The organism is Geobacillus stearothermophilus ATCC 12980 (assembly GCF_030369615.1).
GTDB classification, from domain to species: domain Bacteria; phylum Bacillota; class Bacilli; order Bacillales; family Anoxybacillaceae; genus Geobacillus; species Geobacillus stearothermophilus.
In genome coordinates this window covers 485,530-498,584 of the sequence record NZ_CP128494.1, presented here as the reverse complement: position 1 = coordinate 498,584, position 13,055 = coordinate 485,530, and the positions used below count along the sequence as shown (strand labels likewise).

14 protein-coding genes and 1 riboswitch are annotated in these 13,055 nt (G+C 54.9%); of the genes, 2 read left to right on the top strand and 12 right to left on the bottom strand.

What is annotated here, in order from left to right; genetic code table 11:
• Positions 1-153: 153 nt before the first annotated feature.
• On the top strand, positions 154-366 hold the full coding sequence (locus QSJ10_RS02735; RefSeq protein WP_011230133.1) for an alpha/beta-type small acid-soluble spore protein: 213 nt from the start codon (positions 154-156) through the stop codon (positions 364-366).
• An 87-nt stretch (positions 367-453) separates the two neighbouring features.
• On the opposite strand, the gene QSJ10_RS02730 is transcribed toward QSJ10_RS02735, so the two are convergent.
• From QSJ10_RS02730 to tenA, 10 genes are all read right to left on the bottom strand, one after another.
• A complete protein-coding gene (locus tag QSJ10_RS02730) occupies positions 454-1,728 on the bottom strand; it encodes a hemolysin family protein (protein WP_053532418.1) in 1,275 nt (424 codons plus the stop codon).
• Positions 1,729-2,192: 464 nt separating this feature from the next.
• Complete coding sequence (locus QSJ10_RS02725) at positions 2,193-3,218, bottom strand: thiazole biosynthesis adenylyltransferase ThiF (RefSeq protein ID WP_033013858.1); 1,026 nt, start codon at positions 3,216-3,218, stop codon at positions 2,193-2,195.
• Positions 3,215-3,982, bottom strand: a complete 768-nt coding sequence (locus QSJ10_RS02720; protein WP_033013859.1) for a thiazole synthase — start codon at positions 3,980-3,982, stop codon at positions 3,215-3,217. The genes QSJ10_RS02725 and QSJ10_RS02720 overlap by 4 nt, the downstream gene beginning before the upstream one ends.
• A 1-nt stretch (position 3,983) precedes the next feature.
• Positions 3,984-4,187, bottom strand: coding sequence for a sulfur carrier protein ThiS (thiS, locus tag QSJ10_RS02715; RefSeq protein ID WP_033011052.1), 204 nt, complete (start codon positions 4,185-4,187; stop codon positions 3,984-3,986).
• Positions 4,184-5,320 (bottom strand): glycine oxidase ThiO, encoded by a 1,137-nt coding sequence (gene thiO / locus QSJ10_RS02710; protein WP_033013860.1) that lies wholly within the window; start codon positions 5,318-5,320, stop codon positions 4,184-4,186. The genes thiS and thiO overlap by 4 nt, the downstream gene beginning before the upstream one ends.
• Positions 5,304-5,927, bottom strand: coding sequence for a thiazole tautomerase TenI (gene tenI / locus QSJ10_RS02705; RefSeq protein WP_033013861.1), 624 nt, complete (start codon positions 5,925-5,927; stop codon positions 5,304-5,306). Before tenI ends, thiO begins: the two co-directional genes overlap by 17 nt.
• 20 nt (positions 5,928-5,947) lie before the next feature.
• Entirely contained in the window at positions 5,948-6,730 is a 783-nt protein-coding gene (locus tag QSJ10_RS02700) for an energy-coupling factor transporter transmembrane component T family protein (RefSeq protein WP_033013862.1), read from the bottom strand.
• Positions 6,727-8,181: an ABC transporter ATP-binding protein gene (locus QSJ10_RS02695; RefSeq protein ID WP_033013863.1), complete on the bottom strand. Its 1,455-nt coding sequence runs from the start codon at positions 8,179-8,181 to the stop codon at positions 6,727-6,729. The genes QSJ10_RS02700 and QSJ10_RS02695 overlap by 4 nt, the downstream gene beginning before the upstream one ends.
• A 12-nt stretch (positions 8,182-8,193) precedes the next feature.
• Complete coding sequence (locus QSJ10_RS02690; protein WP_033013864.1) at positions 8,194-8,784, bottom strand: ECF transporter S component; 591 nt, start codon at positions 8,782-8,784, stop codon at positions 8,194-8,196.
• Positions 8,785-8,814: 30 nt separating this feature from the next.
• Complete coding sequence (gene tenA, locus QSJ10_RS02685) at positions 8,815-9,498, bottom strand: thiaminase II (protein ID WP_033013865.1); 684 nt, start codon at positions 9,496-9,498, stop codon at positions 8,815-8,817.
• Positions 9,499-9,600: 102 nt separating this feature from the next.
• Positions 9,601-9,708, bottom strand: a riboswitch (TPP riboswitch).
• A 144-nt stretch (positions 9,709-9,852) separates the two neighbouring features.
• Here tenA and QSJ10_RS02680 point away from each other — a divergent pair.
• Positions 9,853-11,037 carry a class I SAM-dependent rRNA methyltransferase gene (locus tag QSJ10_RS02680; protein ID WP_033013866.1) on the top strand — a complete coding sequence of 395 codons (1,185 nt, stop codon included), beginning with the start codon at positions 9,853-9,855 and terminating at the stop codon, positions 11,035-11,037.
• 23 nt (positions 11,038-11,060) lie between these two features.
• Here QSJ10_RS02680 and QSJ10_RS02675 read toward each other — a convergent pair whose 3' ends face one another.
• Together QSJ10_RS02675 and QSJ10_RS02670 are read right to left on the bottom strand one after the other, a co-directional pair.
• Positions 11,061-12,266 (bottom strand): MFS transporter, encoded by a 1,206-nt coding sequence (locus QSJ10_RS02675; RefSeq protein WP_053532419.1) that lies wholly within the window; start codon positions 12,264-12,266, stop codon positions 11,061-11,063.
• A gap of 210 nt (positions 12,267-12,476) precedes the next feature.
• On the bottom strand, positions 12,477-13,022 hold the full coding sequence (locus tag QSJ10_RS02670; RefSeq protein WP_033013895.1) for a YfiT family bacillithiol transferase: 546 nt from the start codon (positions 13,020-13,022) through the stop codon (positions 12,477-12,479).
• Positions 13,023-13,055 lie beyond the last annotated feature (33 nt).

Sequence of the window (13,055 nt, the reverse complement as noted above, 5' to 3'; positions counted from 1 at the left end):
ACAGGACGCATGCCAAAACACTTCCGCTGGCGAACGCAAAAGCAGGTGGGCCGTTGGGTTCAGCCAAGCTTGGCAGCACGCTTCTTCGCGTGCAGCGCTGGTGCAAATCCAGCCAACCCAGCCATCAAAATTTCTAAGGGGAGATGATCAACTATGGCACGCAACAACAACAATAACCAACTGCTCGTCGCTGGTGCCCAACAAGCGATCGACCAAATGAAGTACGAAATCGCCCAAGAATTTGGTGTAAACCTTGGCGCTGACACGACTTCGCGCGCAAACGGTTCGGTCGGCGGGGAAATTACCAAACGCCTTGTAGCGATGGCTCAACAACAACTCGGCGGCCAATTCGGCAACATTCAATAACCGGTTGACAGACAACTTCATAATAGATGGCAAAAGCCCCAGGCAGTCAGCCTGGGGCTCTTCTATATTCATGCGGTCCGAAAGCGCCTAGACGCCCCCCGCCTGCTCGGCGAGCGGTTGCTGGCTCAAGGAAACAAGCACTTTGCGGATGCGACGGTTGTCGACTTGGCGGACGGTCAACGTCAGCGGGCCGTATTGCAACGTTTCGCCGACCGCCGGAATGCGCTCAAACATTTCAAAAATCCAGCCACCCAACGTATGCGATTCACTTTCCGGCACGTCGATGTTCATCACTTCGCAAAATTCGTCAAGCGGCAGTTCAGCGCTGAATTCAAAACTATGTTCATCGATTTGACGCACGGTTTTTACCGCTTCATCATGCTCATCCCATATTTCGCCGACGATTTGCTCAAGAATATCCTCAAGCGTAATCAAGCCGGCCGTGCCGCCGAACTCGTCAACAACGATCGCCATATGCACTTTGCTTTTTTGCAGCTCCGGCAGCAAATCGGACACTTTCATCGATTCGACGACAAACAGCGGCTGGCGCAACAGCTCGCGGACGCACACGTCACGCTTTTGGACAAGTTCGCTGAAAAAGTCACTTTCCGACAAAATGCCGATTACGTTGTCAATATCCCCTTCATAGACCGGGATTCGGGAATATTTTTCCTCCAAAAATACATCGCGAATCTCTTCAATCGGCTGGTTGATCTCGACCGCCACCATATCGGCGCGCGGCGTAAAAATTTCTCCGACTAAAATTTCATCAAAATCGAGCGAACGTTGAATCAGCTCTTTTTCCTTGTTGTCGATAACCCCTTCTTCTTCGCTCAGCTCGACCATCACCTTAATATCTTCCTCCGTGACGGCCGGCACGGCAGCCCCGTTGGCGAATCGCCGGGTCATACGCTCTTTCAGGGCTTGAAACAATGCCGTAATCGGCACCATGAGCTTCATCAGCCCATAGGCCAGGCCGGCATACCGGATGGCGAGCGGCTCCGCGTACTCTTTCGCCATCGATTTTGGCAAAATTTCACCGAAGACGACAGACAAAACGGTCATGACCGCAATGGCGACAAATAAACCGGTCTGCTCCCCAAGCAGAGAAGCAGCGATCTCGATAAATAGCGCCACCGCGATGATGCCTGTTAGACGGCTGGCCATAGCAAGCGCTAACAATGCACGGTCAAGATGCCCGACCACTGCTTGAAGCCGCTTGTTGTTTGAATGCTCTTCCGCGTAGTGTTTTAACCGGGCTTTGCTGGCGGATGAAAACGCCGCCTCAGCCGATGCAAACAATGCGTTCGCGAGCAAGAAAAGGAAAAACCAACCGAACAACCTTAACGGCCACTCTTCCAACGAATCTTCACACTCCTATCGGACCATGACTATGTTATTCATATCCATTCCTTTCCCAAAACATGCCTGCTGAAGCAAAACTTTCGGCATCGGGCGGAATGAGGCTGCGCGGCTATCGGCAGCCGTTTCCGTTCCTTACCTTAAATATAACAAATTTTTCGCCAGCTGACTATAGTGGGTGGAATCACTTTCTATATATTACCATAAATCCACCTCAAAAAACGCGCCGAGGTGCGCCGGCGCGTTTTACGATTCGATCCAGCAGGAGCCAATAAAGTAGACAAGCACTACCAACGAGGCGATGTTCAACGTGACGGACCACTCATCCATCCATCTCCCCTCCCTTTGCCTTCTTACCTTCATCGTACTATATGGATAGCGGGAAAAACAGGGAAAACAAGACGGCTTTTTGACAGTTTTGTGACTGAAAAAAAACAGGGACTCAAAAAAAGAGGTCCCCGTTTTCATCCTAAATAACGGTAATAAATCGTTTTCGCCTCGTTCACATCCTTTGTGCCGTGCACAAGCGCGCGCCCGTCGGCGAATACGACAAGCCGCTTGGCGCCGAGCGATACGGAGACGAGATACGGATTCGCTTCGGCCCGGAGCCCTTGGCGGCGAAAAAGAGATGCCAATTCGTTTACATCGTACTGGCGCCGGGAAGACGGTCGAATTTGCACTGAGTCGCGCCCGCACAGCACAGCGGTCTTCGTCTGATGTTCATAAGAAAGAAACGGATAAGATGGACGATGTCCGCACGTCGGACAGTCGTCTCTTTTGACCGCGTCAATGCGAATCGCTGCGTATTCATTCGTCCAAAGATCAAACGAAACGAGCTTGCCGCGCAGCGCGGCCCAGTCCTCGACTAAAACTTTCAACGCCTCAGCCACTTGGTAACTGACGACCATCTGCACTGCCGGACTGATAATGCCGGCCGTGTCGCATGTCAATCCCCCTTGCGGCACCGTTTCAAGCAAGCAATATAAACATGGGGTACGTCCGGGAATAAACGCGTAACTTAATCCATAGCTGCCGACGCAGGCGCCGTAAATCCACGGAATGCCATATTTGTAGGCAACATCATTGATGATCATGCGCGCATCGAAGTTGTCCGTCGCATCGATCAATAGGTCGGGCCGCTGTTCGACAGCCAATGATTCCAACTGTTCGGCGTCAGCCTCACCGACTATCGCGTCGATCTTGACCTCGCTGTTGATTCGCTCGAGCCGCCGCTTGGCCGCGATCGCCTTCGGCAGCCGCTCTTTCGCATCCACTTCGCTGTAAAGCTGTTGGCGCTGCAAGTTGCTCCATTCGACATAATCGCGGTCAATGATCGTCAGTTTGCCAATGCCGGCGCGCACGAGCGCTTCGGCGTTTCCTGTGCCGAGCGCTCCGGCGCCGATTAAGACGACGTGCTTTTCCCGTATTTTCTTTTGCCCTTCCTCGCCAATCGGCGCAAATAGTTGTTGCCGGGAATACCGTTCATTCAAACAACACTCATTCCTTCCGTTGGGCTGCTTGCTGACGCGTATCGTTTTTTCGGGATGCGCCCGGCTTCATAACCGAGCCGTCCCGCTTCCACCGCCAGCTTCATCGCTTTTGCCATTTTTACGGGATCAGCTGCGCCGGACACGGCCGTATTCAACAGCACCCCATCCGCGCCAAGCTCCATCGCCAGCGCCGCATCGGCCGGCCCGCCGATGCCGGCATCGACGATCACCGGCACGGTCGCTTGCTCGATGATAAAGCTCAAATTGAGCGGGTTAAGGATGCCTTGCCCGGACCCGATCGGCGATGCCCCCGGCATGACGGCATGGCAGCCAAGCTCTTGCAAGCGCTTGGCGAGCACGACGTCATCAGACGTGTACGGCAAGACGATAAACCCTTCTTCCAGCAGCATTTCCGCTGCTTTTAACGTCTCAACCGGGTCGGGAAGAAGCGTTTTGTCGCAGCCGATCACTTCTACCTTAATCATATCACATAGCCCCGATGCTTTGGCCAGTCGGGCGATGCGGACCGCTTCCTCAGCCGTTTTTGCCCCGGCGGTATTGGGCAGAAGCTTATATCGGCTTAAATCAAGCTGCTCTAAAAAATTCGGCTGCTCCGGCGCAAAAATGTTCATTCGCCGGACGGCAAAGGTCAAAATTTCTGCGCCGGATGCTTCCACCGCTTCTTTTTGCACCTCAAGGCTCGGATATTTGCCCGTCCCGAGCAACAACCGCGAAGAGAATTCATACGGACCAATTTTCAGCATTTCAACCGCCTCCTACAAAATGAACAATTTCGACGCGGTCGCCGTCCGCCAACGCCGTCACCGCGTATTCATGCTTTTGAATAATGCGAACATTGACTTCGACAATGGCCAGCTTTTGATCAAGTCGAAAATGGGCGAGCAAATCGCTGACCGTTTTCACTTCGTCCGGCACGGCAACGTTCTCGCCATTAATGACTAAATTCATTCAACCCCCACCTTTTCTTCCGCGTGACGCGTTAATGAAAACGGTGACAAGTCAAACGCCGGCTCTTTCCGCTCTACTAGGTCGGCAAGCAGCCGGCCGGTGAGCGGGCTAAGCAAAATGCCGTTCCGGTAATGGCCGGCAGCGACAAATATCCCGCGCCGCTTTGGATGCTCGCCGATATAGGGCAAACCGTCTTTCGTTTGCGGTCGGATACCGCTCCATGCCTTCACCCATTCTGCCTGTTCGACATCTGGAAGCACACGGGCGGCACGGCGAAGCAGGCTCATCACCCCCGCGATTGACACGCGCCGGTCGTACGTCCCCGGCGTGGACGTCGCACCGATCAGCAGCCGGTTGCCGCGCTTCGGCACGATGTAACAGCCATTTTTCGCAAACACCGTCATTTGCACGAGCGGGGTTGGCGTACGCACCATGATGCATTCCCCCTTGACCGGGAATACAAAAAGCGGCAGCTCGAGCGCGGCCCCCAGACGCGCCGCCCAGGCGCCCGAGGCGATCACGACAGCGGCAGCGGCGAAAGTTCCGCTCGCTGTTTCCACGGTATGCCCGCCGACATCCGAACGAATGTCAAACACTTCCGTATGCTCATACAAATGCGCACCGGCGGAGACAGCGGCTGAAACAAGAGCGGCAGCCAAATCCGGGGCGCTCACTTGCCCGTCTCCGGGAATGTACATGGCGCCGGCCAGCGCCTCGCCCGCAAGACGCGGCTCCAGCTTAAGCGCTTCTTCTGTCGCCAGCCAGTGAACTGTCTCACCCATTTCCTTCCAAAATGTATAATGGTGGTGCAACTCCTCCGCTTCTTCCGCATTCGTCGCAACTTTGAGCATTCCTTTTTCGACAAGTCCGATGTCAATACCGGTTCTCTCCCGCAATTCCGCAGCGAGCGCCGGCACGAGCGCCCGGCTTTGCAGGGCGAGCGGGATGAGCGGACTCGGCGCGGCGAACTCCGATTGCGCCCCCAGCATACCGGCCGCCGCGCTTGACGCTTCGCCGGTCATTGTTCCTTTTTCGAAAATCGCCACGCGGTGCCGCCGTTTGGCGAGCTCAAAAGCTGTCGCCGCCCCGATCACCCCACCGCCGACAACGACGACATCATAATGTGCCCCCATTTTTCCTCTCCCCTTTCACGATTTGCGCCAAACGTCTTGCTTCCACAACCGGATCAGGCGCTAAAAAGACAGCCGATAACACCGCCACTCCCGCGGCACCGGCCTCCATCACCCGGCAGGCGTTGCCGGCATGAATGCCGCCGATCGCAATAACCGGGATGCAGACGGACGCGGCCATCTCCCGCAACGAATCGATGCTGCGCGGCGGCAATCCAGGCTTGCTGGCAGTCGGAAACATATGGCCGTACAGGCAAAAGTGAGCGCCGTCCTCTTCCGCCTGCTTCGCCTCCGTCAGGCTGTGCACGGAACAGCCGACTGTCAAGTCCGGAAACGAACGGCGGACGGCACGCACCGGCAAGCTGTGAGACGCGATCTGCACCCCGCCGACACCGTAGACGGCCGCGACGTCAACACGGTCATTGACGATGATTTTTTGCGGCGGCACCCCGGTGTAAAGCAGCGCGGTGACAAACTCGGCCACTTCGCGCGCCGTTTTTTCTTTCTCGCGAATGTGAATGGCATCCGCATACGGATGGATACGCGCACAAATGGCCGCGAATTCGTCGGCTGTTTGCCGCCCGGTGGAAATGAAGTGAAGAGCCCCCATCACAATCCCTTTCTTTCTGCCTACCTTACATCATGGACTGAAATATACGGGTAATGGACGCCCGCATAATAAGCGGCAACCAACAACGCAACGGTCAAGACGACAAACCAAATATCGCATTTGCCAAACTTGATTTCATAATAAAACGTACGCTGGCCGCTGTTGGAAAATTGTTTCGCCTCCATCGCCACGGCGATGCGCTGGGCGCGGCGGATGCTTTGTGCCAAAAGCGGGATGGCATAACGCTTCACTTTGCCAAGGCCGCCGCGGTTTGGCACGCCGCGCACTCTCAGCGCATACCGGACCGTTTGAAACTCCTCAATCATGATCGGCAGCAGGCGGACCGCCGCCAAAAAACTGTACGCATACTTCGGTTTCAGCTTCAATTGCTGCATGAGCGAATAAAACAGCTGCACCGGCCGAGTCGTCAAGGAAAAAATCAAGCCTAACAGCCCGAGCGACAAGGCGCGAAATCCGAGATGCATGCCGCGCCAAAAGCTTTCCGCTGTTACGTGGATGAGCCCCCAGCGAAACCACGTTGTCGTCCCTTCGCCAAACATCATCATCGATGAAGCAGTGGAAACAAAGATCAGGAAAAACGGCAAAAACAGCCAAACAAGCAGCTTTGCTGGATACCCGGTGCCGAAGCAAAACAAAACGAACAGGGCGAGCGACAAATTGATGAGCACGTTCGGGTTATGAATGAACAACACCGCAAAAAAGAGCATGACGAGCACAATGAGCTTCAAACTCGGGTTCGCTTCATAAAGCCATGTCTCACGGCGCTGAATGTCCCAGTTCATCGCCATGTTCCTCCTTCAGCCAATACAGTCTCCACAGCAGCGAGGCGCTCATCGCGAACAAGCGCTCCGTCTTCCACCACCCATCGTCTCGTCGCAAAACGACGGACAATTTGTTCGTCGTGGGTGACCATGATGATCGCCGCCCCTTGCCTTCGGTATGACTCCAACATCGCCAACAACGCAAACGTGTTTTTCGCATCCTGTCCAAATGTCGGCTCATCAAGCAAAAAGAGGCGTTGACCGGCGACGATCGAAGCAGCCACGCTCAACCGCCGTTTTTGCCCGACTGACAGCTGGTACGGATGCACTTCTTCCTTTCCGTCAAGGCCAAACGCGCTGAGCAGGCGGGTGACCGTCTCATTGATTTCCTCTTCAGATCGCCCCTCAAGCCGCAGCGAATACGCCAGTTCATCGCGCACAGTATGGGTGACAAATTGAAATTCGGGATTTTGAAACACGAACGCGATATGGCGGTAAAGCGGCTGCCGGAGCTCGATATCCTCCCCGAACAATGTATATTCGCCTTCGGTGCGAATCAGTTGCATCAACCCATGCAAAAGCGTGCTTTTGCCCGCGCCGTTTCGGCCGGTGACGGCGATCCATTCTCCCGCCCGCACAACCGCCTCCGGTACGCTGATTTTCACCTCCCGGCCGCGAAAGCCGCGGAAACGGTGAAGGCGGATCAGCTCCTCGCCTTCCTGCCTTTCCTCCCGGCGCACGATCGGTCCGCATTCCTCCCAAACGTCCGGGTGCCAAATGCCTTCCGCCGTCATGACGTCCTTATATCGGGAAAATACTTCCCTCGCTCCTCCATCGGCGATGATGCACCCGTCGCTGCCAAGCAACACAATCCGGTCGACGAAGTCAAGAACATGGTTGATTTTATGCTCGACGATGACGACCGTTTTGTCCCGGCTCACATCCCGCACCGCCTGCCATACGGCTTTCGTCCCTTCCTCATCGAGCAAAGCCGTCGGCTCATCCAAAAACAAAACATCCGGCTCAAGCGCAAGAACAGAAGCGAGCGCCAACCGCTGCTTCATCCCGCCGGAAAGCGTATGAATGTCGGTGTGCGGTTCGATCGCCAACCCGACTTGGTCCAACAGCAAGCGGATGCGGGCGGGCATCTCGCGGCGCGGCACACTTCGATTTTCGAGGGCAAACGCGATTTCCTCATCGGCATACGGCATGCAAAACTGCGTATCCGGATCTTGAAACACATATCCCCATCGTTCCGGCCGCTCAAGGCGCCCGGCTTTCATCGGCACGTCGATCGAGTGGGGAATGATGCCGGCCATCACTTGCAAAAGCGTCGACTTGCCGCATCCAGACGGGCCGAGGAGAAGCACTTTCTCCCCGGCAGCAACGGACAGCGACAAATCGCGGAACAATAAGTCGCTATGCCCTGGAAACTTCAGGCGCAGCTGTTCGATGACAATGGCTTGCTTCATCGGTCATTCCCCTTACCGGTTCAGCGCATCATAGTCCTCTTTGGAAACCGGCCGCCACATTTGCGTCACCCCGGTTTTCTCAAGCGCCTTGGCCAACGAAACGGCGAACACGCCGGAGATAAGAACGGCGCCGACAAAACGCGCCAGCAAAAAGAGCGCCATGTTCCACGGGGCGAGCGCCTCGATATATCCTTTGTAAAAGTCCATGATCAGCGAACCGACCGTCGCGCCGACGGCGCTGAGCGACACGACAAACACGTCAAACCGCCGATAGCGGAACGCCGCAAAGACAAGCTCGGCAAACAGCCCTTGTACAACCCCATAAATCAACACCTCAAGCCCCCACTGCGACCCCATCACCAACTCGCCCGATGAAGCCGCGATCTCGGCAAGCAGCGCCACCCCCGGTTTGCGGATTAGCAAATACGCAAGCGACGACGCGATAAACCACATGCCATAAATCAGTTGATCGGCATGAAACCCGAATACTTTCACCACTTCATACAACGGCCCCCACACTTTGTAAATGACGCCGAACACAACGGCAATGACAATCGTCGTTAAAATATCGGCCAGTTTCAACCCTTTCGATGTTGTTCCCATGAAAACTCCTCCTTTCGTGTTGTCGCCGTTTCACCGGCTCTTCATGAGTTCGGCCGATGGCCACCGCTCCAGTCGGTACGCCATCTCCCAAAACTGATACTCATAGTCACTGCTGATCAAAAAATGCTGTTCCATCCGGCGCCGATCTTCCTCAGTCACGGCAGCGGCAATGGCGTCAAGCCGGTCGATCTGCTCCTCAACAAGCGAGCGAAACCAATCGGAGCTGTATGTACTGATCCACTTTTCATAAATCGGATCGTTCGGCCGGCACGTTTTCAGCCGCTCACCGATTTCGTAATACAGCCAATAGCACGGCAAAATCGCGGCAATGACATCGCCCAAATGCCCTTCATACGCCGCCCGGTACATATGCGATGTATACGCGTAAGCCGTCGGCGCCGGCATGAACGCAGCCCGTTCCTCTTCGGTGATGCCAAGCAGTCCGGCAAACGTTTCATGAAGCGACAATTCCGCTTCGCATGTGCTTTGGGCATGGTGCGCCAGCCGGGCCGTCGTCGCCAAATCCGGCGATTTCGCCGCCCCGATCGCCTGCACACGGGCAAAATGGCGCAAATAGTACGCATCTTGCATGACATAATAGCGGAATTTTGCGCGATCCAACGTTCCTTCGCCAAGCTCTTTGACAAACGGGTGACGGAAACTCGCCTGCCAGATCGGATCAGCCGCCTGGCGCACGCGCCTTGCAAACGACATTCGTATTCCCCCTTTTTCCAAAATAAAAGCGCCGCCTTCTTTACCGATTCGCGTAAAGAAGGCGGCGCGAGCATACAGATTTTCCAATGCGGCCAAAGCCGGCCTGCAGCTCCTCCACTTCCCTACGCTGGCATTACCCAGATCAGGTGCTAAGGGTCTCAAAGTCACACTTTGATCTCAGCCTGTTTACAGGCCCCCCTAGTGGATGTCTGATTGTGATGAAATTTTCTTTACATTTATCATATCACGGCCGCATCGGTTGTCAACCTTTTTTTTCGGCTGTCATTGCGCCGCGCTCCGCAATTCGCTATGATAAAAGCGCAACGATTGATTACCGGATGGGAGTTGGAACTGATGGCGAAAGTGATCTTGAAGCGGCAACGAAAAAAACGGCTCGAACAAGGCCATCCGTGGATTTTTCAGAGCGAAGTCGACCGTATCGAGGGTGACATCACACCGGGAGATTTTGTCGATGTCTATAACCATCAAGGGTACTGGTTGGCGAAAGGCTACATCAATCCAGCCTCGCAAATCATCGTCCGGGTGTTGACGCAAAACCCGGATGACGAGCTCGATGAGCGGTTTTTCATTGAGCGCATCCGCCGCGCTTGGGCGTATCGCGAACGGATGCTCCCGGGCGTCCGTTCATGCCGCGCCGTCTACGGCGAGGCCGATTTTCTGCCGGGGCTCATCGTCGATAAATATGAGGACGTGCTTGTGGTGCAAATTTTGGCGCTCGGGATGGAAGTGCACAAAGAGTGGATTTTGCGCGGCTTGCTTGACGTGTTCGCTCCAAGGGCCATTTATTTGCGCAACGATGTGTCCGTGCGGGAGCTTGAGGGTCTCAAACAGGAAAAAGGGTTTTGGTACGGGGAAGCGGAGACGGAGATGGAAATCGAGGAGAACGGCGTGAAATACATTGTCGACATTGAAAACGGGCAAAAAACCGGCTTTTTCTTCGACCAGCGGCAAAACCGCGCCGCCCTCCGCCCGCTCATCGGCCCGGAGACGACGGTGCTTGATTGTTTCACCCATACCGGCTCATTTATGCTGAACGCCTGCCTGTACGGAGCGAAGCACGCCACCGCCGTCGACATTTCCGAGCATGCAATTGAGACGGCAAAACGAAATGCGGCCTTAAACGGATTCACAAATGTAGAATTTGTCGTCGCCAACGCATTCGATTACTTACGCGAAGCAGTGCGATCCGGCAAACAGTGGGATGTCGTCATCATCGACCCGCCGGCGTTCGCCAAATCGGCCCACGCGGTGCCAAAAGCGCTGCGCGGCTATAAAGACATCAATTTGAACGGGTTGAAACTCGTCAAAGACGGCGGCTTTTTCGTCACGTCGAGCTGTTCGTACCATGTTCGCCCGCACATGTTCCAAGAGATGATCGCCGATGCGGCGTTTGACGCCAAAAAAGTGCTCCGCCAAGTGTACTGGAACGGCGCCGGCTATGACCACCCGAAACTGCTTGCCGCCAATGAAGGCGACTATTTAAAATTTGCCATCTACGAAGTGCACTCGCGGCGCTAAAGAAAAACGCTTAAGGACAAACCTTAAGCGTTTCTTTCTTGCCGCGGATGAAGAGGTTGTTCTTTGCGCAGCACGCTCAAGTAAACGAGCATGGAAACAAGCACCGAACCGGCGGCGGTTACATAAATGCTCGGATAGCCGAACCAGTGGCTGATTTGGCCAAACACCATCGCCCCGATGCCAACGCCTAAATCAAAAAAGGAGAAAAACGTTGCATTCGCCATTCCTTTCCGATGAACAGGGGCCCGCTCAACCGACCACGCCTGCAGCCCTGGCTGCACCATGCCAAAACCGAAGCCATACAATACTGCCGCCAAAAGCAGCGCCCATTCCCCCGGCAGCCAGGAGAGCAGCAGCATCGCAAGCAAAATGAGCCCCGCACCTGGGAGAAAGACAGCCCGATGCCCTTTCCGGTCATACAGCTGGCCGGCGAACGTGCGCGTCACCATCAGGGCGAGCGCATAAAGCAAAAAATACAGCTGCAAACCGCCGATCCCTTTTTGCGCCGTATATAGCGGCAAAAACGAAGCAATGCCGCCGAACGTCACCGTTAAAAAGAAGAGAAGCACGGATGGAACGAGCGCCGTTTTTTCGTAAAGGTCCCACTTGTTCGTCTCATAGCGCGGCCTTCCCTCCACTTTTTTATAGGTGATGGCCGCCGCAAACAATACGGAAGCAACGCCAAGCAGAGCGCAAATCAGAAACAAATGGCTAAACGGAATCATAGCGGCAAGCACAAGTCCAAGCGACGGACCGAAAGCGAGGGCGATGTTTCCTGACAATCCGTAATAACCCATTCCCTCCCCGCGGCGGCTGGCCGGAATGATGTCCGTCGCCACCGTTCCGGAAGCGGTTGTCGAAAACCCCCAGCCAATTCCTTGGACGACGCGCATCAAAAAGAGAAGAAGCATGCTGGTGATGACACTGTACGAACCGACCGAAACGACAAAAATGAGCAGCCCAAGCAAAAAGACAAACCGCCGTCCCCGCGTCTCAAGCGCATGGCCGGCAAACGGACGGACGAGAAGTGCGGAAAAAGTGAAAATCCCGACGACAAGGCCGATGAGCTGGTCGTTGCCGCCTAAGTGTTCGACAAACAGCGGCAGTGTCGGCAGCGTCATTTGAAATCCAAGAAAAATGAAAAAGTTGGCCAAGCAAATCAAAATAAAATTGCGCGTCCAAATTTTTTCTTTCTGTTCCGCAACAACTTGCCTTTGTTGCGCATTCATACCGATCCCCCTTGTACGATATATATTTCGTGTCCCTTAATATTTGTCAGTATAGCATAACTGTATGTTTTCTTTTAACAAAAATGTTTGTCCAGCACGTTTTTTGAAAAAAGCCGCGCAAAGGCGGCTTTTCTCCGGAGCGAGCCTATATATCGGCCGCCCCAAGCGGTGCGGCCGATCGAGTAAAAAAAGCCGCCAATCGGCGGCTTTTTACCATCCTTTCCGTTTCCGCAATGACACAATTTGCGCCGTATGATGCCTGCCATGCCATGCATACAGCGCGGTCAATACGTACAGCGGCATCGGCCGCAACGCTCCTTCCGGTTGGATGAGGCGATGAAAATCGGCTTCTGTCATCGACTCGAGCAGCGTCGTCCACCGTGCATGCAGTCCGTCAAGCAATAAAAGCGACGGTTCAATGGGCAGCGAGCAAGCATCGGCCGTTTTCGCCCATTCGCTTTCCGCAAACGGCTTCACCGTTGGGTCGTCTTCCGTCACTCCCCATTTCGTGCGCAAAAACGCGTTCATGCTTGCATCGGCCAAATGGTGGACGACTTGGGCCACCGTCCAGCCGCCGTCGCGGTACGGCGTGTTGAGCTGCTCATCGTTTAAGCCGAAAACAGCGGCCCTTAAGTCGTTCGGCAGCCCGCGGATGGCAGCAATCCACTCTTGCACCTTCCCATCCTCAAACTGCTGCGGCGCTTGAAACGTTCCGATCGGGTAGCGAATCGGATCGACCGTCCCCGTGTTGATCATCTCCCTTCCGTATTCATTCCACACAGAAAGGCA